This is a genomic window from Thalassobacillus devorans MSP14, from assembly GCF_000496835.1.
In the GTDB taxonomy this organism is placed as follows: Bacteria; Bacillota; Bacilli; order Bacillales; family Halobacillaceae; genus Thalassobacillus; species Thalassobacillus devorans_B.
In genome coordinates this window covers 1,115,246-1,133,296 of sequence record NZ_KI543236.1, presented here as the reverse complement: position 1 = coordinate 1,133,296, position 18,051 = coordinate 1,115,246, and the positions used below count along the sequence as shown (strand labels likewise).

16 protein-coding genes are annotated in these 18,051 nt (G+C 43.5%); all 16 read right to left on the bottom strand.

All coding sequences use genetic code 11. The features are described 5' to 3' along the window. Nucleotides 1-26: 26 nt before the first annotated feature. Complete coding sequence (locus P855_RS0106630) at nt 27-626, bottom strand: dipicolinate synthase subunit B (RefSeq protein WP_028782831.1); 600 nt, start codon at nt 624-626, stop codon at nt 27-29. Continuing rightward, nucleotides 623-1,522: a dipicolinic acid synthetase subunit A gene (gene dpaA, locus P855_RS0106625; RefSeq protein WP_028782830.1), complete on the bottom strand. Its 900-nt coding sequence runs from the start codon at nt 1,520-1,522 to the stop codon at nt 623-625. The genes P855_RS0106630 and dpaA overlap by 4 nt, the downstream gene beginning before the upstream one ends. 783 nt (nt 1,523-2,305) lie before the next feature. Continuing rightward, nucleotides 2,306-2,545: a YlmC/YmxH family sporulation protein gene (locus tag P855_RS0106620; protein ID WP_028782829.1), complete on the bottom strand. Its 240-nt coding sequence runs from the start codon at nt 2,543-2,545 to the stop codon at nt 2,306-2,308. Between the two features lie 13 nt (nt 2,546-2,558). Then, nucleotides 2,559-3,503, bottom strand: a complete 945-nt coding sequence (locus P855_RS0106615; protein WP_084315634.1) for a polysaccharide deacetylase family protein — start codon at nt 3,501-3,503, stop codon at nt 2,559-2,561. Nucleotides 3,504-3,704: 201 nt separating this feature from the next. Then, nucleotides 3,705-5,834: a polyribonucleotide nucleotidyltransferase gene (pnp, locus tag P855_RS0106610; RefSeq protein ID WP_028782827.1), complete on the bottom strand. Its 2,130-nt coding sequence runs from the start codon at nt 5,832-5,834 to the stop codon at nt 3,705-3,707. A 189-nt stretch (nt 5,835-6,023) separates the two neighbouring features. Next, entirely contained in the window at nt 6,024-6,293 is a 270-nt protein-coding gene (rpsO, locus tag P855_RS0106605; protein WP_028782826.1) for a 30S ribosomal protein S15, read from the bottom strand. 121 nt (nt 6,294-6,414) lie between these two features. Beyond that, nucleotides 6,415-7,362, bottom strand: a complete 948-nt coding sequence (locus P855_RS0106600; RefSeq protein WP_028782825.1) for a bifunctional riboflavin kinase/FAD synthetase — start codon at nt 7,360-7,362, stop codon at nt 6,415-6,417. Nucleotides 7,363-7,398: 36 nt separating this feature from the next. Further along, on the bottom strand, nt 7,399-8,295 hold the full coding sequence (gene truB, locus P855_RS0106595) for a tRNA pseudouridine(55) synthase TruB (protein ID WP_028782824.1): 897 nt from the start codon (nt 8,293-8,295) through the stop codon (nt 7,399-7,401). 136 nt (nt 8,296-8,431) lie between these two features. Next, on the bottom strand, nt 8,432-8,785 hold the full coding sequence (gene rbfA / locus P855_RS0106590) for a 30S ribosome-binding factor RbfA (RefSeq protein ID WP_028782823.1): 354 nt from the start codon (nt 8,783-8,785) through the stop codon (nt 8,432-8,434). A gap of 29 nt (nt 8,786-8,814) precedes the next feature. Continuing rightward, complete coding sequence (locus P855_RS0106585; RefSeq protein WP_028782822.1) at nt 8,815-9,093, bottom strand: DUF503 domain-containing protein; 279 nt, start codon at nt 9,091-9,093, stop codon at nt 8,815-8,817. Further along, nucleotides 9,090-11,210 carry a translation initiation factor IF-2 gene (gene infB / locus P855_RS0106580; protein ID WP_028782821.1) on the bottom strand — a complete coding sequence of 707 codons (2,121 nt, stop codon included), beginning with the start codon at nt 11,208-11,210 and terminating at the stop codon, nt 9,090-9,092. Before infB ends, P855_RS0106585 begins: the two co-directional genes overlap by 4 nt. Before the next feature lie 4 nt (nt 11,211-11,214). After that, on the bottom strand, nt 11,215-11,526 hold the full coding sequence (locus P855_RS0106575) for a YlxQ family RNA-binding protein (protein WP_028782820.1): 312 nt from the start codon (nt 11,524-11,526) through the stop codon (nt 11,215-11,217). Nucleotides 11,527-11,530: 4 nt separating this feature from the next. Next, nucleotides 11,531-11,797 carry an RNase P modulator RnpM gene (gene rnpM, locus P855_RS0106570; RefSeq protein ID WP_028782819.1) on the bottom strand — a complete coding sequence of 89 codons (267 nt, stop codon included), beginning with the start codon at nt 11,795-11,797 and terminating at the stop codon, nt 11,531-11,533. A gap of 12 nt (nt 11,798-11,809) precedes the next feature. Continuing rightward, complete coding sequence (gene nusA / locus P855_RS0106565) at nt 11,810-12,925, bottom strand: transcription termination factor NusA (protein ID WP_028782818.1); 1,116 nt, start codon at nt 12,923-12,925, stop codon at nt 11,810-11,812. 15 nt (nt 12,926-12,940) lie between these two features. Further along, on the bottom strand, nt 12,941-13,414 hold the full coding sequence (gene rimP / locus P855_RS0106560) for a ribosome maturation factor RimP (RefSeq protein WP_028782817.1): 474 nt from the start codon (nt 13,412-13,414) through the stop codon (nt 12,941-12,943). Nucleotides 13,415-13,717: 303 nt separating this feature from the next. Continuing rightward, complete coding sequence (locus P855_RS0106555) at nt 13,718-18,013, bottom strand: PolC-type DNA polymerase III (RefSeq protein WP_028782816.1); 4,296 nt, start codon at nt 18,011-18,013, stop codon at nt 13,718-13,720. Nucleotides 18,014-18,051 lie beyond the last annotated feature (38 nt).

Genomic DNA, 18,051 nt, shown 5'->3' with positions numbered 1-18,051 from the left:
TTAAGGGGAGACAATGTTAATCATATCTAAGCTTCTTCGAAATGACGCTGAATGATGACAGGCTGTTTCTGCCTGCCAGCGATGGCTGCTTCCACCGTTTCCGGCAGTTTAGTCATATCAGCGACAAGGGAATTCGGTTTTTTATATGGGTTATCCTGGCCATATGGAATAAAGTAGATATTTTTTGTAGCCATCAGTCTCATCAGGTTAACTCCGTTCAAACCAAGTGCATCATTCGTTGAGATTCCAAGAACCACGGGACCGCCATTACGCAAGGTGGCTTTCGCCGCCATCAATACAGGGGAATCAGTCAAGGCGTTAGCCATTTTGCTCATCGAGTTGCCCGTCAAGGGAGCTATTACCATACAATCAAGCGGTCGTTTTGGTCCTAGTGGTTCAGCATCCGGAATTGTCATAATCAGCTCTTCTCCGGTCAGCTCTTTCAGCTTTTTCAGATGGTCTTCGGCATCTCCAAACCTCGTATCCGTTTTTTGTACGGTATAAGAAAGAATTGGTACTACTTTGGCTTTCATATCAATCAGGCGTTTAATTTCAGGAAATACAGCGTCATACGTACAATGAGATCCAGTCAATCCGAAACCAATCGTTTTACCAGCTAAGCTCATTTGGTTTCTCCTTCCTTTCTCTTTCGATCCTTTAAAATCTGTAAAACAGTGTTCGCCAAAATCCGGCCAGCAGTTTTCGGTGCAACAATGCCAGGAAGACTTGGAGCAATCAGGGCCTTGATGCCGCGTTTTTCTGCATAACGGAAGTCAGTACCTCCAGGTTTGGAGGCAAGATCCAAAATGAACGTATGACTAGGCATTTTTCTAATTACCGAGGCATTTATTATCGGTGCAGGGATGGTATTGATCATGATATCAGTGTTTTCTGAAACTTCATCGAGGTTATTCAAATAAAACGGCTCGAGCCCCATTTCCTTCACCCTGGCATAATGAGCAGGTTTTCTTACACCTACAAATACCTTTGCCCCCAGGCCATGGAACGCCCTGGCGACACTCATACCGACCCTTCCAAGGCCAAGGACGTGAACCCTTGATGAGTGGATGGTAAAATCAGTATTTTGAATGACCATCATAATCGCGCCTTCTACGGTAGGGACTGAATTGTAAATTGCTACATCATCCCTGGAGAGCAATGGAATCATCAAGCGATTAGAGCTTTCAAGCAAGTTGGTTAAATAACTATTTGCTATCCCTGTCAATAATATACAATCTTCTTTCGTACGTTCTACCCATTTTTCATCCAACACCATGTCTTGATTGGAAAAAATGCTATCAATATTGCCGTTTTCATCTGTCCCGGCTACAGGCAGAATGACGACGTCAAATTTTTCTACTTCATCATCATCCATATCGATATGATTTGCTCCGGTAAAACCATAATCCAATTGATCGAATCCTACTAAGTGAAGCGAAGCATCCCATTCACTCAGCTTGCGTATCATTTCGATCTGTCTGGCATCACCGCCGAGGATTGCCACATTCCATCCGGTCAGCATACCGGACACCTCCTTTTGCATGGGTGCTTTATGTTCTCCCTCTATCCTATGTGGGAGCGTAATGTTCGTTCCTTGTATCATCTCCAGGTCGTTTAATTATGTAAAACAAAAAAGCTCAGCGTTTAAACTGAGCGACTTAAGCGTAAATATTTATTTTATTAGCTGCCTTTAAATCTGTAGGATAGATCTTAAAGTAAAGCTCCCAATAGCTGAAGACTCAGTTTCGAGAAAAACTGTTTCCGTTATAGTGATGAGCGTTTAGAGGGCCGGGAAATCACTCGCTTTCCGTGGGCGGACGGTGAGCTTCCTCAGGCTTCGCCTTGCGGGATCTCACCTATCATGTTCATCCCACAGGAGTCTCGCAATTTCCCGGCCCTCCTTACGTTTATGAGAAAAACGGAAACTCCTGCAAGCAGAATCAACATTATAACAGTTACAAAGAGGGCTTATTTCCTGAATCACTAGGCCTTTTCATGCAGAAAATGTGGAAGATATTTTCTTACAACGTAGGGTTCGTTCGTCAAAATATGGATAAGGTGGCGGGGAAACGGTGAGACTCCCGTGGGAGAAGGGGCTAGGCGAGACCCCACAGGTCGTGAAACGGCCGAGGAGGCTTGCCAGCTCCCCCACAGGAAAGCGAATCGTTTCCCAGCCACCCTTTCGCCTGTCCCGGTAACGAACGCAAATTACCTTGAAACTGAGTCTTCCACAATTCGGCCCTATTGGTGAATAAGTCTCTTATCAAAAAAAAGCGAGGCACGAACCGATGGACGATTCATGCCTCTATTCTTTTTTAGGCTGAATTAAAATCATATCTTCCCCGACCCGAATGATTTCATTCCAGGTAATCCGATGACCCTCGTTCCCTGACTTCACACCGAACCATTTATATTCAGGAATGACGAATGATTTGATTTGCCCGGTGTTTTCATCTATCTCTAAATCGGTCTGACCTAATATGCCGAGTTTGGTGCCACTGGCTACATCCACGATTTCTTTTCCGCTAAGGCTTCTGAATCGCATGATCTGCCTCCTTTTACCTCGATTCACTCATCAAGGACTCAATATCATTTATTTTCAACCCTTTTTCACTTATTTGCTCGATCATTTCCCCGAGACTCTGAGCTGTTACTGCTGTTGGATGCATTAACACCATCGCTCCGGGGTGAATTTTTGAAATCACCCGCTGGACCATCACCTGCTTTGTCGGTTTCTTCCAATCTATCGTATCGACCGTCCAGAGCACAGTCTCCATCTCTAAAGCTGCTGCAGTTTCAATAACAGCATCATTATAGCTGCCTGAAGGTGGAGCAAACCATTTTGGGGTTTCATCTGTCAATGATGCTAATATTTGGTTGGTACGTTCTATTTGTTCCTGAATTTCCCCGCTGTTCATTCTACTCATATCGGGATGATTATATGCATGGTTTCCTATTATATGTCCCTCTTCCTTGATCATTTTTACCAAATCGGGATTATTCTCCGCGAACTTTCCATCAATGAAAAAATTAGCTTTTACCTTATTATCCTTCAACGTTTTTAACATGGAAGGAACGTGCTCGGCTCCCCAGGACACGTTGATTAGGAAGGTGACCATCTTTTTATCGGGGTGACCTCGATAAATAGGAGAAGGGGGAAGGTCTTCCAGTGATGTTTTAGGACGAACAGGATCATACACCAGTTTTTTCTCATTAAAGCCCCCCTCTTTTTTCATATTGTCGAAGGATTTTTTAAGATTAACCTTTTGCCCATTTAAACCGGGGGTTTTTTTCCAAACTTGATCAATATACGCATCTTGCGGAGCTATTTCGAATTCTGCACTTCTTTCTTTGATTTCTTGATAGAGGGGCGTTGTTTCTATGGAGGCTGTAAGCGGAAGATAAACGTTTGAAGTAAGTCCATACATACTGTTAATGGTAAAAAAGCCAATAGCAATCGTTAAAATAGCTAATGCAGCAGCCCATATGTAACCTGGTTTCATATGTATCCCCCCTCTATTGTTAACTTATGGACGAAAAGGACGAGGTAGAACTCCCACATGTATTTAAGGCATTAGAAAAACTTGGGTTATCGCCAAGTCTTTATGGCGAAAGCCTAAGTATTTCTTATAATTTAACCCTTTAACAAAGATAAACTTTCATAAAATATAAAAAAAGAAACTGGCTGCCCAGCTTCTTTTTCTTTATGCTTCGTTATTGTTAGCGGCTTCTTGCTTTTTCTTTTCATCAAGCAATACGGCTTTTCGTGAAAGGTTGACCCTGCCTTGGTTATCGATTTCTTTAACCTTGACCTTCAGGATATCGCCGATTTTTGCGACATCTTCCACTTTTCCGATCCGTTCTTCTGCCATTTCAGAAATATGGACCAGTCCGTCTTTGCCTTTAAAGAGTTCCACAAAAGCACCGAATTTCTCGATACGTTTCACTTTGCCTTCGTAAACTTCGCCAACTTCTACTTCACGGACGATGTCCTCGATGATCTGCTTCGCTTTCAAGTTCATCTCTGAATCTGTGGAAGAGATGAAGACTTTACCATCCTGCTCGATATCGATTTTAACACCGGTATCTTCGATGATTTTGTTAATCTGTTTTCCGCTTGGTCCAATGACATCACGGATTTTGTCTGGTTTGATCTGCATTGTCAATATCTTCGGTGCATATTGGGATAGTTCCTGACGAGACTCAGGAATCGTTGCAAGCATGCTTTCTAAAATGTGCATACGGCCTTTCTTCGCCTGGGTCAATGCTTCTTTCAGAATTTCACGGGAAAGTCCTTCAATTTTGATATCCATTTGCAATGCGGTAACACCTTCAGCAGTACCAGCTACTTTGAAGTCCATATCCCCAAGAAAGTCTTCCATCCCCTGGATATCACTCAGAATTGTGTAATCTTCGCCGGATTTAACCAGCCCCATCGCGATACCTGCCACAGGAGCCTTGATCGGTACACCTGCATCCATCATCGCTAACGTACTCGCGCAAATACTTGCCTGGGACGTCGAACCATTGCTCTCCAGTACTTCTGAGACAAGACGAATCGTATACGGGAAATCCTTCTCAGATGGTATAACCACTTCAAGAGCGCGTTCACCTAATGCCCCGTGACCAATTTCACGACGTCCTGGCCCACGAATAGGTCCAGTTTCGCCGACGGAGAAATGCGGGAAGTTATAGTGATGCATAAAACGCTTCGATTCCTCCAGATCCAGTCCATCGAGTATTTGAACGTCACCAAGTGGTCCAAGGGTACAAATACTAAGTGCCTGTGTTTGTCCACGAGTGAACAATCCTGACCCATGCGTACGAGGCAATACACCGACACGGGAAGAAAGTGGACGGATTTCTTCTGGACTACGGCCGTCTGGACGTACTTTTTCTTTCGTGATCAATCGGCGTACTTCTTCTTTTACCATATCATCCAATATAGCTTTTACATTTTTAAGGGTCTCTTCATCTGCTTCTTGTTCTTCGTAGCTGGCAATGATTTCTTTTTTAGCGTTATCGATCGCTTCTTCACGTTTTTTCTTATCATAAGTCTGAATTGCATTGACCATGATATCTTTCGCTTCAGCTTCTAACCGCTGTTTCAGTTCCTGATCAAGATCTATCAAGGTCACTTCCATCTTTTCTTTGCCGACTGTTTCAATGACTTCTTCCTGAAATGCCACCAGGCGTTTGATTTCTTCATGCCCAAACATGATCGCTTCCAGCATATCTTCTTCAGGAACTTCCAAAGCTCCCGCTTCTACCATGTTGACAGCATCTTTTGTTCCCGCAACAGTCAGGTTGATATCACTTTTATCCTGCTGCTCTGTTGTCGGGTTGATTACGAACTCACCATCGATACGTCCTACAATCACTCCGGCAATCGGCCCTGCAAATGGAATGTCTGAAATACCCAACGATAATGAGGAACCAAGCATGGCTGCCATTTCTGAGGAACAATCCTGATCCACACTCATGACGGTGCTGATAACTTGTACATCATTACGAAATCCGTCTGGAAACATTGGACGGATAGGACGGTCAATAAGACGGGAAGCAAGCACCGCTTTATCACTTGGGCGTCCTTCCCTTTTAATGAACCCGCCAGGGATTTTACCGACAGCATACAGGCGTTCTTCATAATTGACAGTCAATGGGAAGAAAGGAAGGTCTTTCGGTTCCTTTGATCCAGTCGCAGTGGACAATACAGAGGTATCTCCATAACGTACCATGCAAGCTCCATTGGCCTGCTTAGCTAATTCTCCTACCTCGATGGAGAAGGTCCGACCGCCGATTTCGATCGAAAAAATTTGTTTTTCATCTGCCATAAATTTCTATACTCCTCTCAATACTCACTGATAAAGTGAAAACAATCTCTCCTTATAAATCTTGCTCAACAGTTGATGCAAAGGCTGAAGAGATATGCGTTTATAAAAGTATGCAGCCAAAGGCTGCATCTTTATGTATTCAAACATACAGAAAAAGCGGGATTAAACTCCCGCTTTTTGTCTTTACCATTAACGACGCAAGCCAAGACTCTTGATCAACTCGCGGTAACGTGTAACGTCATTATTACGTAGGTAGTTCAATAGGTTACGACGCTTACCTACCATTTTCAACAAACCACGGCGAGAATGATGGTCTTTCTTATGCGTGCGCAAATGTTCATTCAAGCTGGTGATCTGCTCAGTAAGTACAGCAACTTGTACTTCTGGAGATCCTGTGTCGTTGTCATGAGTCTTATACTCATTAATGATTTCGTTTTTACGTTCTTGTGTGATGGCCATAAGGCTCCACCTCCTGTATTTCTATAAAAATTCCCTTTCCCCTAGCAAGCGTTGGAGGAACGCATTGCCAAGCGAAGGTTCCGTATTTAAGGGTACAACTTTTGCATAAAAAATGCAAGGATTAGTTCTGATGATGGGAGAAAAAACGACGGATTTCTAATTCATCCTGCTTCAGCTGCTCAATCAGAGCGTCTACCCCGTTGAACTTTTCTTCGTCCCGGATGAAAGTGTGCCAAGAAACCTCAAGCCAATCATTATAGATATCTCCAGAAAAGTCAAAAATATACACTTCCAGGTTCGGTTTTTCAGCATCATTTTGAAAAGTCGGCTTATAGCCAAGATTAGCCATCCCGGTATAAATCTGTCCCTTATGCTTAACACTGACGGCATATACTCCTACCCGTGGCAATAAATAATCGTCATGTAACTCGATATTAGCGGTAGGAAATCCAATCGTCCTTCCACGTTGATCGCCTTCCACTACTCTTCCATAAGTAGAAAAAGGGCGATCAAGCAGCCGGGACACCTCTTGCATATTCCCCTTTTTCAATTCATCGCGAATACGGGTCGAACTTATTTTTTCGTCATGATCTTCTACTTTTTCAATAACAGTCTGGTTAAATTTCCCCCGTGAATGGAACGGCAGTGTCTCCATGTTGCCTCTCCCCATCCTTCCATAACTATAATCAAACCCCGCTACGACATGACGGACGTTTAACTGGATGAGGAAATGGTCGACAAATTCCTGCGGAAGCAGATCTGCTAACCGTTCATCGAAATTGACGATGAACAGCTGATCCACCCCAAGACGCTCCAACATCTGTTGTTTCTCGCGCATCGGTGTAATGTATTTAGCATGCTGCTCCTGTTTTTTCAATACAACAGATGGATGAGGATAAAAAGTCATTACAGCACTTTGCAGATTATCCTCTCTTGCTTTAGCCACTGCGGTATGAATCAGCTTCTGATGGCCTTTATGGACACCATCAAAAAAACCGATAGCGAGTGCGGAGGGCGGGAAATCATCAATATCAAATTCATGAGGATACTTCAATTCGGTAATTTTCACCGTGTTCACCTACTTTTACTACAGATAAAGCATCCATCAGAAAACTCTTACCGGTTTCACTTTCCCATGTTTTTCCGAATGGAATTGGTAGATTGCCAGAACTTTATCTTGAAATTTGACACAAAAAACATCACTTGCAAAGGTTTGAGGTGGTGCAGGCAGTACCTGTCCGTGTTTGATTCTTTCGCTTGTCTCCTCATCTACATGCCAGGCATCCAAATGATTTAAACCTCTTTCAAGCGGCAGCAATAGTTTGTCATAGGCTTCATGGTCAGCAAGCGTTTGGATCTCTTCTAATGTGAAACAATCTTCTTTGCTGATATCACCTGTACGCGTACGTTTCAAAAAGGACATATGAGCAGGATAGCCAAGTTGCCTTCCAATGTCTACGCATAAAGTCCGAATATAGGTGCCTTTTGAACAAATAACTTGAAATGGAAAACTTGCTTTTCCATCCTCATATCGCATGGAGCCGAGCTTTTCTATATTATGAATATAAACCTCACGGACAGGACGTTCAACTATTTTCCCTTCTCTGGCATATTCATAAAGTTTTTTTCCTTTTACTTTAACCGCCGAGTACATCGGAGGGGTTTGTTTAATCTTCCCTTGAAAGGAGTACAAAATTTCCCTTACCGTTTTTTCATCGAACGACTCGGTCACTTCCCGTGTTTCCACTACTTCCCCCGAGCTGTCCTCTGTATCCGTGGCTTCTCCAAGAGTTACAACAGCTTCATACACTTTCACTGTATCTGTCAAAAATGGCACGATCTTGGTAGCACGTCCGATACATAAAGGAAGTACGCCTTCCACATCCGGGTCAAGCGTACCTGTATGACCGACTTTCCTGGTATGCAGGATTTTCCTCACCTTCATCACACAATCATGGGAAGTCCAGCCTTTAGGCTTCCAGACAGGCAGTATACCATCCAAACTCTACACCCCCTATTCAACAGAAAAGACCGTCTTCTTGATAGCCTCTCCTTGCCCTTTTAAATACAGTCATGAATTCGTAAGCTGTATTTACCGGGCAAAAGAGCAGGCAAAAAGAGAACAGTCTTCTTCTGGATTAATTGCTATTCGTATCATTCAAATCACGGAGAATTTCTTCGATACGATTGCCTCGTTCAATCGCTTCATCGAATTCGAAAGATATTTCAGGTGTTTTGCGCAGACGGATTCTTTTTCCTATCTCAGAACGGATGAATCCTTTTGCCTTGGCCAAACCGAGCAATGTATCCTGCTGTTGTTTATCGTCACCTAAAACGGAGATATAAACTTTCGCTTGTTGAAGGTCCCCGGTAACACTTACATCTGTGACCGTCACAAACCCTACACGAGGGTCTTTGATCTTCTTGCTGATAATATCTCCAAGCTCTTTCTTCATTTGTTCTGCTACGCGATTGGCACGTAAATCACTCATGTCATCCACCTCTTCTATGCTAAGGCAGGTTAACACCAATCCAATGTCGTCTCTGCCCTTTCAATTTCAGGAAATGAGTCAATGAAGGCTAACGCTTGCTGGATCAGACGTTCTGCCTGAACCCGGTCGCTTGAAATCGTCACGATGCCGATTACAGTACGCTGCCATAAGTCCTGGTGATCCAGTTCACTTACAGCAACGTTGTATTCGTTATGCAGCCGGGTAGTAATCCTTTTAATGACAGAACGTTTCTCCTTCAATGATTGAGCGTCATAGATGAAGCATTCCAGTTCCGCACTAAGAATCATGTACGTTCGACTTCCTCCATGACAAATGCTTCGATGATGTCGCCTTCCTTGATATCATTATAATTTTTGATCGTAATCCCACACTCATAGTTTTGTGCCACTTCTTTTACGTCGTCTTTGTAACGCTTCAAGGTGTCAATTTCGCCTTCGAATATAACAACACCATCACGGACGATCCGTACACCGGAGTTTCTTGTTATTTTACCATCTGTAACATAACCACCGGCAATCGTACCGATTTTGGAAACTTTGAACGTTTCACGGACTTCAACTTGACCAATGATTTTTTCTTCATATTCAGGGTCAAGCATCCCTTTCATAGCCGCTTCAATTTCTTCCATTACTTTATAGATTACGCGGTGCAGGCGGATTTCGACATCTTCAGATTCCGCTGCTTTTTTAGCGTTGGCGTCAGGACGGACATTGAACCCGATCACAATGCCATTAGATGCAGAGGCTAAGTTGATATCTGATTCATTGATGGCACCGACCCCAGTGTGAATAATGTTGACTTTGACACCTTCGACCTCAATTTTTTCCAGGGAAGAAGCAAGAGCTTCAACTGAACCCTGAACGTCAGCTTTCAAAATCAGATTGATATCTTTAATATCCCCTTGTTTGATTTGTTCAAACAAGTCATCAAGGCTTACTTTCGTTCTATCACTACGCTGTGCTTCAATTTGCTTCTGCTGACGGGCCTCTCCAATTGCACGGGCTTTCTTCTCATCTTCAAAGGCAAGGAAACGATCTCCCGCTTGCGGAACTTCATTTAAACCTGTGATTTCTACTGGAGTAGAAGGGCCTGCTGACTTCACTCGACGGCCAAGATCATTAACCATTGCACGGACTCTGCCAAACGTATTTCCAACCACGAGCGCATCACCGACACGCAATGTACCATTTTGCACAAGCAAGGTAGCTACGGAGCCGCGGCCTTTATCAAGTTCTGCTTCAATGACTGTACCATACGCAGGACGATCAGGGTTGGCTTTCAATTCTTCCATTTCTGATACAAGTACGATCATTTCTAACAGATCGTCGATGCCTTCGTGCTTCACTGCTGACATCTTAACAAATATAGTCTCGCCACCGAAATCTTCGGAAATCAATTCATATTCCATCAGTTCCTGCATGACACGGTCAGGGTTTGCCCCTTCTTTATCCATTTTATTGACAGCTACGATGATCGGTACCCCGGCAGCTTTTGCATGGTTGATCGCTTCTACTGTCTGTGGCATAACACCGTCATCTGCCGCTACAACTAAAATGGCAATATCTGTCACCTGTGCCCCGCGGGATCGCATGCTGGTAAAAGCAGCGTGACCTGGTGTATCAAGGAAAGTGATTTTCTTGCCATTTTCCTCTACCTGGTAAGCACCTATATGCTGAGTGATACCGCCTGCTTCCCCTTCTGTCACTTTAGTATCACGGATTGAGTCAAGCAATGTTGTTTTACCATGGTCGACGTGCCCCATGATAGTGACCACAGCAGGACGTTCTTCTAAATCTTCTGCAGCATCTTCGAACTGGTAGTTTTCTATATCGGTTTCATCGACTTGTACCTCTTCTTCGACTTCTACCCCATATTCGGAACAGATCAATTCGATCGCATCTCCATCAAGATCCTGGTTTTTCGTTGCCATGACGCCTAACATCATCAATTTTTTGATGATCTCAGAAGTGTCTTTGTTCAGTTTCTCAGCCAACTCAGCTACTGTTAACGTACCTGAGAATAAAATCTTCTCCGGCGTAGCTTTTTTAGCTGGCTTTTGGTTTGTTGACTGATTACGCTCTTGTTTTTTGTTTTTCTTCTGGTTGTTACTTTTCTTTTTATTCTGATTGGACTTTTTCTTGTTGTTTTCTTGCTTATTGGATTGATTATTCATATTATTTTGTTTTTGAGCACCCTTTTTATTGGAATCGTTCTTTGGTTGTTCTGCAGATTTTTCTTCCTTTTTCACAAAACCGAACTCCTGATCCAGCTTTGATTTCGTTTCATCTGAAATTGTTGACATATGGTTAGATACCTCAATATTCAAGGTTTCCAATTTATTGATTACTTTCTTACTTGTCATTTCATTCTTTTTCGCATATTCATATACTCGCATCTTACTCATACGTTCACCCCCGAATAGATTCATCGAGCAGCGATTGCAACTTTTTCGCAAATCCTTGGTCAAGAACTGCGATCGCGACTCTCCCCTCCTTACCAATAGCCCGGGAAAGTGTATCCCTGTCGGCTGCAAGATAGTAGGGTATGTTATAAAAGCTGCATTTGTCTATCAGCTTCTTTTTTGTCTGATAGCCTGTATCCTCAGCTATCCATACAAGTTTGGCTCTTTTTTTCTGGATCTCCCTGGTAATCAATTCTTCACCAAGTGTACACTTGCCTGCTCGATAGGCAAGTCCCAGCAGGTTCAATGCTTTTTGCATTTCATCATTCTCCAGCAATTTCTTTCAGTTCTTCGTAAATGGAATCATCGACTTTAGTATTCAACTGCCGGCTGAGGACATCCTGATCCTGGGCTGTTTCGATCACTTTTGTGTCTTTCGAAACATAAGCACCCCGGCCGTTTTTCTTTCCGGTCGGATCAACAAATACTTCTCCTTCTTTGTTGCGTACGACACGGATCAGCTGTTGTTTTGGTTTCATTTCTTTCGTTACTATGCATTTACGTAATGGTACTTTTCTCGAAGCAGCCATCACTACCACTCCTTATTCAAAGCGTTCATCGTCTGTTTCTGAAAAGGCTTCTAACGCATCGGTTTCTTCTACATTATCATCCAAAAGGCCTTCTTCTTCAGCCTCTGATTCGCTTTTGATATCGATCTTCCAGCCAGTCAATTTAGCAGCAAGACGTGCATTCTGACCACGTTTGCCGATCGCTAAGGACAGCTGGTAATCGGGTACGATGACGGTGGTTGCTTTCTCTTCCTCATTAACAAGCACTTTCACGACTTTGGAAGGACTCAATGCGTTGGATACATAGGTAACCGGGTCTTCCGACCATTGGACGATATCTATTTTCTCGCCTTTTAATTCATTGACAATAGCCTGCACACGCTGACCTCGCTGGCCAACACAGGAACCTACCGGATCGATTTCCGGGTCTTCCGCATAAACAGAGATCTTAGAACGGTCTCCTGCTTCCCGCGCTACGGATTTCACTTCTACGGTTCCATCAAAAATTTCTGGCACTTCCATTTCAAACAAGCGTTTCAAAAGGCCCGGATGGGTGCGTGATACATAGATCTGCGGTCCTTTGTTGGTGTTTTCCACTTTGGTGACCAACACTTTCAGTCGGTCGTGGATTTCATATGTTTCTGTCGGCATTTGTTCTGCTTCAGGAAGGCGTGCTTCGATTTTTCCAAGGTTCACGTAAATGAAACGCGGATCTTTCCGTTGGATAATTCCCGTCATGACATCTTCTTCACGGTCGCTGTATTCACCATAGATAATACCGCGTTCCGCTTCCCTGACACGTTGGGTAACCACTTGTTTTGCTGCCTGGGCTGCAATACGTCCGAAGTCCTTCGGTGTAACTTCCACTTCGATGACATCTTCCAGCTCATAATTCGGATTGATTTCTTTTGCTTCTTCCGTTGAAACCTCCTGCTGAGGGTCCATTACTTCCTCAACTACTGTCTTTCTTGCGTATACACGCATGGATCCTTCCTGTTCGTTCAAATCCACGCGTACGTTAGTAGCTGAGTTGAAATTTTTCTTGTAAGCAGAAATCAACGCAGCTTCCAGGGCATCAATCAATACATCTTTATCAATGCCTTTTTCCTTCTCTAGATAATGGATTGCTTCAAAAAGTTCGTTGCTCAACTATCTTCTCCCCCTTTAATTGAAACTCACTGCCAGACGGGCTTTAGCGATTTTATCATAAGGAATTTCAACTGTTTTTGTTTTCGTTTTAATTCGGAATTCAATTTCAGCGACATCATTATCAAAGGATTTCAAGTCACCTTCGTATTCTTTGTCACCATCTATCGGTTCATATAGCTTCACATGAACGCGGCGGCCGACATGCTTTTGAAGTGCTTGCTTATTTTTCAACGGTCGTTCCGCTCCTGGCGAGGCCACTTCGAGAAAATAAGGGAATTCAATCGGATCCACGTCATCCAGCTTTTCACTAAGCTGTTCAGAGACATACCCGCATTCCTCGATATCTACGCCATCTTCTTTATCTACAAACACACGAAGGAACCAGTTCTTCCCTTCTTTCTTGAATTCAACATCGACGAGCTCCAGGTTCATGTCTTCCAATACCGGCTGAACCAGCTCTTCTGTCAAGCGTATAACATTTTCACCCATGTCGTTCCCTCCTTCTTCTAACCCTTAGTTTCTAATATAACCATTCCTATCATGCATAATTGGCGGGTTTTCTTCATTCTATTGAATTCTGTAGTTGTCGGGTAATGTATCTCTACAAAAATACGGCACTACAGCATATGTAGTGCGTAGCAGGTACTAAGCCAATTCGACACAGAAAAATAACCGTAAAGATAAACGAAAGAGCGGGTTGCCCCACTCTTTCGCGTCCTTCGTATCACTTTTCTAACCAATAAAAATATACCATACGTTGCTATTTATTGCAAGAAAGGCCATTCCTAACCATCAGAATAAAGATAGTTGATTTTCTTCCGGCATTCCTTCTAAACAGCCCTGCTGGTCTAGATATTCAAGCACTGTCTTGGAGATCCGGCTTCTTTCCCGCAAGTCCTGTTTGGATAAAAACTCGCCGTCTTCCCGCGCTTTCACGATATTGATGGCTGCATTCGTTCCAAGGCCGTCAATGGCATTGAAAGGTGGAATCAATGTATTGCCATCGACGAGAAATTCAGATGCACTTGATTTGTAAAGGTCGACTGTCTGGAAGGAATAGCCACGCTGGCACATCTCCAGAGATAGTTCCAGCACCGTCAGCAAACTTTTCTCTTTCGGAGAAGCATCATTTCCCTTAGCCAGAATCTCTTCAATACGTTTCTTGATCGCATCTGCACCTTTCACCATGGTTTCCAGCTCGTAATCGCTCGCTCTCACGGTAAAGTAAGCAGCATAGAAATAGATCGGATAATGTACTTTGAAGTAAGCGATCCGGACCGCCATTAATACGTAGGCAGCCGCGTGAGCTTTCGGGAACATATATTTGATTTTCTTACAGGAATCAATATACCAGTCAGGGACCCCGTGCTTCTTCATTTCTTCTATCCATTCGTCCTGAAGGCCTCGGCCCTTACGGACAAATTCCATGATCTTAAAGGCAAGAGAAGGTTCAAGTCCTTTATGCATCAAATATACCATGATATCGTCACGGCAGCCGATTACATCCGGTAGTGTACAGATGCCGTCATTAATCAGCTCCTGCGCATTGCCAAGCCATACATCCGTACCATGTGACAGACCGGAAATGATGACGAGCTCTGCAAATGTCTTCGGCCTGGTGTCTTCAAGCATCTGACGGACAAAGCGTGTACCGAATTCCGGGACTCCCAGTGTACCCGTCTTACAAAGAATTTGATCAGCTGTGACGCCAAGCGCTTCCGGTCCACTGAAAATTTTCATCACTTCCGGATCATCGACAGGGATTTCTTTTTGGTCGATACCACTCAGATCCTGCAGCATACGGATGACGGTCGGGTCATCGTGACCGAGTATATCAAGTTTAAGCAGGTTGTCGTGAATGGAATGGAAGTCAAAGTGAGTCGTACGCCACTCTGATTTCGTATCGTCCGCCGGGTATTGTATCGGGGTAAAATCGTAAATTTCCATATCATCCGGAACAACGATGATACCGCCCGGGTGCTGTCCTGAGGTTCGCTTCACCCCGGTGCATCCGTGGACGAGGCGATCAACTTCGGCATTTTTAATTTGTAATTGATGATCTCCTGCATATCCTTTTACGTAGCCGTAAGCCGTTTTTTCTGCAATCGTACCAATTGTTCCGGCACGATACACTTTTTCTTCGCCGAACAGTACTTTTGTATAATTATGAGCCTGCGGCTGATATTCTCCAGAGAAGTTCAAGTCGATATCAGGGACCTTATCTCCTTTGAAACCAAGGAAAGTTTCAAACGGAATGTCCTGCCCATCTTTATTCATTGGTTCTCCACACTTCGGACAATCCTTCTCCGGGAGGTCAAATCCACTTCCGACGGAACCGTCTGTGAAAAATTCCGGTTCCCGGCAATGGGCACAGACATAATGTGGAGGGAGTGGGTTCACCTCGGTAATCCCGGTCATCGTCGCTACGAATGAAGATCCGACAGAACCACGCGAACCGACAAGGTATCCATCGTCCAGCGATTTTTTTACCAGCTTTTGAGAAATCAAATATATGACAGCAAATCCGTGTCCGATAATACTGTCTAATTCTTTTTCCAACCGTTTCTCAACCAATTCAGGCAGCGCATCGCCATAAAGACTTTTCGCTTTGTTGTAAGACATTTCACGAATTTCCTTATCAGCACCTTCGATATTCGGTGTGAACAGTTCATCTTTTACCGGTGAAATTTCTTCTATCTCATTGGCGATTGCCTGTGTATTGGTGACTACTACTTCTTTAGCAGTATCTTCTCCAAGAAAAGTGAATTCTTTTAAAAGTTCATTCGTTGTCTTGAAGTGGACTTCCGGCAGTGTCTGGCGATTCAATGGATTACCGTTTTGGGAAGAAATAAGAATCTGCCGGTACATTTTTTCATGGGGATCGATGTAATGGGTATTCCCTGTTACCACTGCTTTTTTACCCAGACGATCTGCCATCGCAATCAGCTTTTTTAAAATATCGTATATCTGTGCTTCATTCTGCACCAGTTCTTTTTCTATCAAATGATAGTAGTTTCCAGGAGGCTGGATCTCAATATAATCATAAAATTCAGCTGTCTTTTCCGCTTCCTCTTCAGACTTTTGCATCATTGTTTCAAAAACTTCACCTTTATCGCAACCGGACCCGATGAGAATCCCTTCCCGCAGCTTTGTCAGCTTAGAACGAGGTATTCTGGGCACCCGGTAAAAATAATCGACATGTGCATGGGAAACGAGGCGATAGATATTTTTCAGACCTGTAAGATTGGTCGCCAGCAATGTGCAATGGAAAGGGCGCGAACGCTGGTAGGCATTACCTTCTCCCATATAATCATTCAGGTTCTTATGGTTGGTGATTCCTCTTTCTAAAGCTTTTTTTATTAATTTCCACAGCAAATATCCTGTTGCTTCCGCATCATAAATGGCCCGGTGATGCTGGGTAAGTTCAATATCAAAAAACTTACACAATGTGTTTAAACGGTGATTTTTCAATTCTGGAACGAGCAGACGAGCCAGCTCGAGCGTATCGATGACAGGCAATCTTGATTTCCCGAGTCCTATATTTTTATAACCGGCATTTAAAAAGCCCATGTCAAAGCTGGCGTTATGAGCAACTAAAATGGTATCCCCTGTCCATTCATGGAAGTCCTTTAACACATCCTCGATTTCAGGAGCATCTTTCACCATATCATCGGTGATTCCCGTCAGGTCCGTAGTGGTTTGGGATAACGGGTGATGCGGGTTTGCAAAAGATTCAAACCGATCAATAATATCTCCGTCTTTTACTTTGACAGCTGCAAGTTCAATGATTTTATCGTAGACAGCTGATAAACCGGTTGTCTCGACGTCAAACACTACATAAGTGTCCCCGGCAAGATCACGATCCTGCTCTTCATAAGCGATAGGTACCCCATCATCGACCAGGTTCGCTTCCACACCATAAATGATTTTGATGCCATGTTTGCTTCCTGCTGAATGTGCTTCTGGGTAGGCTTGTACAACTGCATGGTCTGTAATGGCAATTGCTTCGTGCCCCCATCTTGCTGCAGTTTCAATAAGACGGCCGGGAGCAACAGGAGCATCCATTTGACTCATGGTAGTGTGAGCATGCAACTCTACCCGCTTTTCACCCTCTGGTGCTTCATCGACGCGTTGCATAGGTTTTACTTCATTGATATCATTGGCCATCATTGTCAGTTCAGAAGTAAAATTGTCTGTTTGGATACTTCCGCGTGCTTTGATCCACATCCCTTTTTTGATAGCCTTGAATTGTTCGGCATGATCATCACCGCGAGAGAACATTTTAATCGAGAACGAATCTGTGTAATCCGTGACTTTCAGTAAAAGCAAATGTCGTCCAGAGCGTAATTCTTTCACTTCGGCATCGAACACATGACCTTGTACAATTTTTCTCCGTTCTTCTTCCAGAATATCGCACATTTTATCCGGGTCTTCCTGGATATTATAACCAATCATGACAGGACCTTCATGCTCTTTTTCCTCTTGCTGTTTAGCACGCTCTTCTTTGTCTTTGACGGCCTGCTGGACTAACAGCTGATCTTCTTTTTGTCGTGCTTCCTGAAATTTTTTGATTTCTTCTTCCTGGCTTTTCACTTGCGTTGTGACCGTACATGGAGTAATTCCAACCTTTTTGCAAAAAGAAAGCAGTGGTTCATGCAGGCGTTTCTGAACAGCGTGACTCTCTGCTTCGTTACGGCAAGTTAACATAAGTTTATTCCCGTTTATTTCAGGCTCCTGTTCTAATACTAAATCTTTATAGGCTGGAGATAACTGCGGCACTGTTTGTACGAAACACTTCCAATAATCCATCAAATCACTTTCCTGGATGGTTTGCTGCTGTGTATGGAACGTCCAATCTACCACAGGAGCTATATGCCTGAAGCCTTCCTGCAATTTGGTTATGAACAATTGATAGACGGATGGAGGCATCGGAGACTCCAGTTCAAAATGAAAATGCCACGTTTTCGTTTGTTTATATACTTCCAATTTCTTCAAAGAACTTTCACTCAGGTGCTGTTCTGCTATTTCTTCGGGAAACTGAATTTGCTTTAACAACAGCTCCATCTTTTCTCTACTTGAAACTCCCACGATGATTCCTCCCAATAAATCGTAGCCCTTATGGCTGA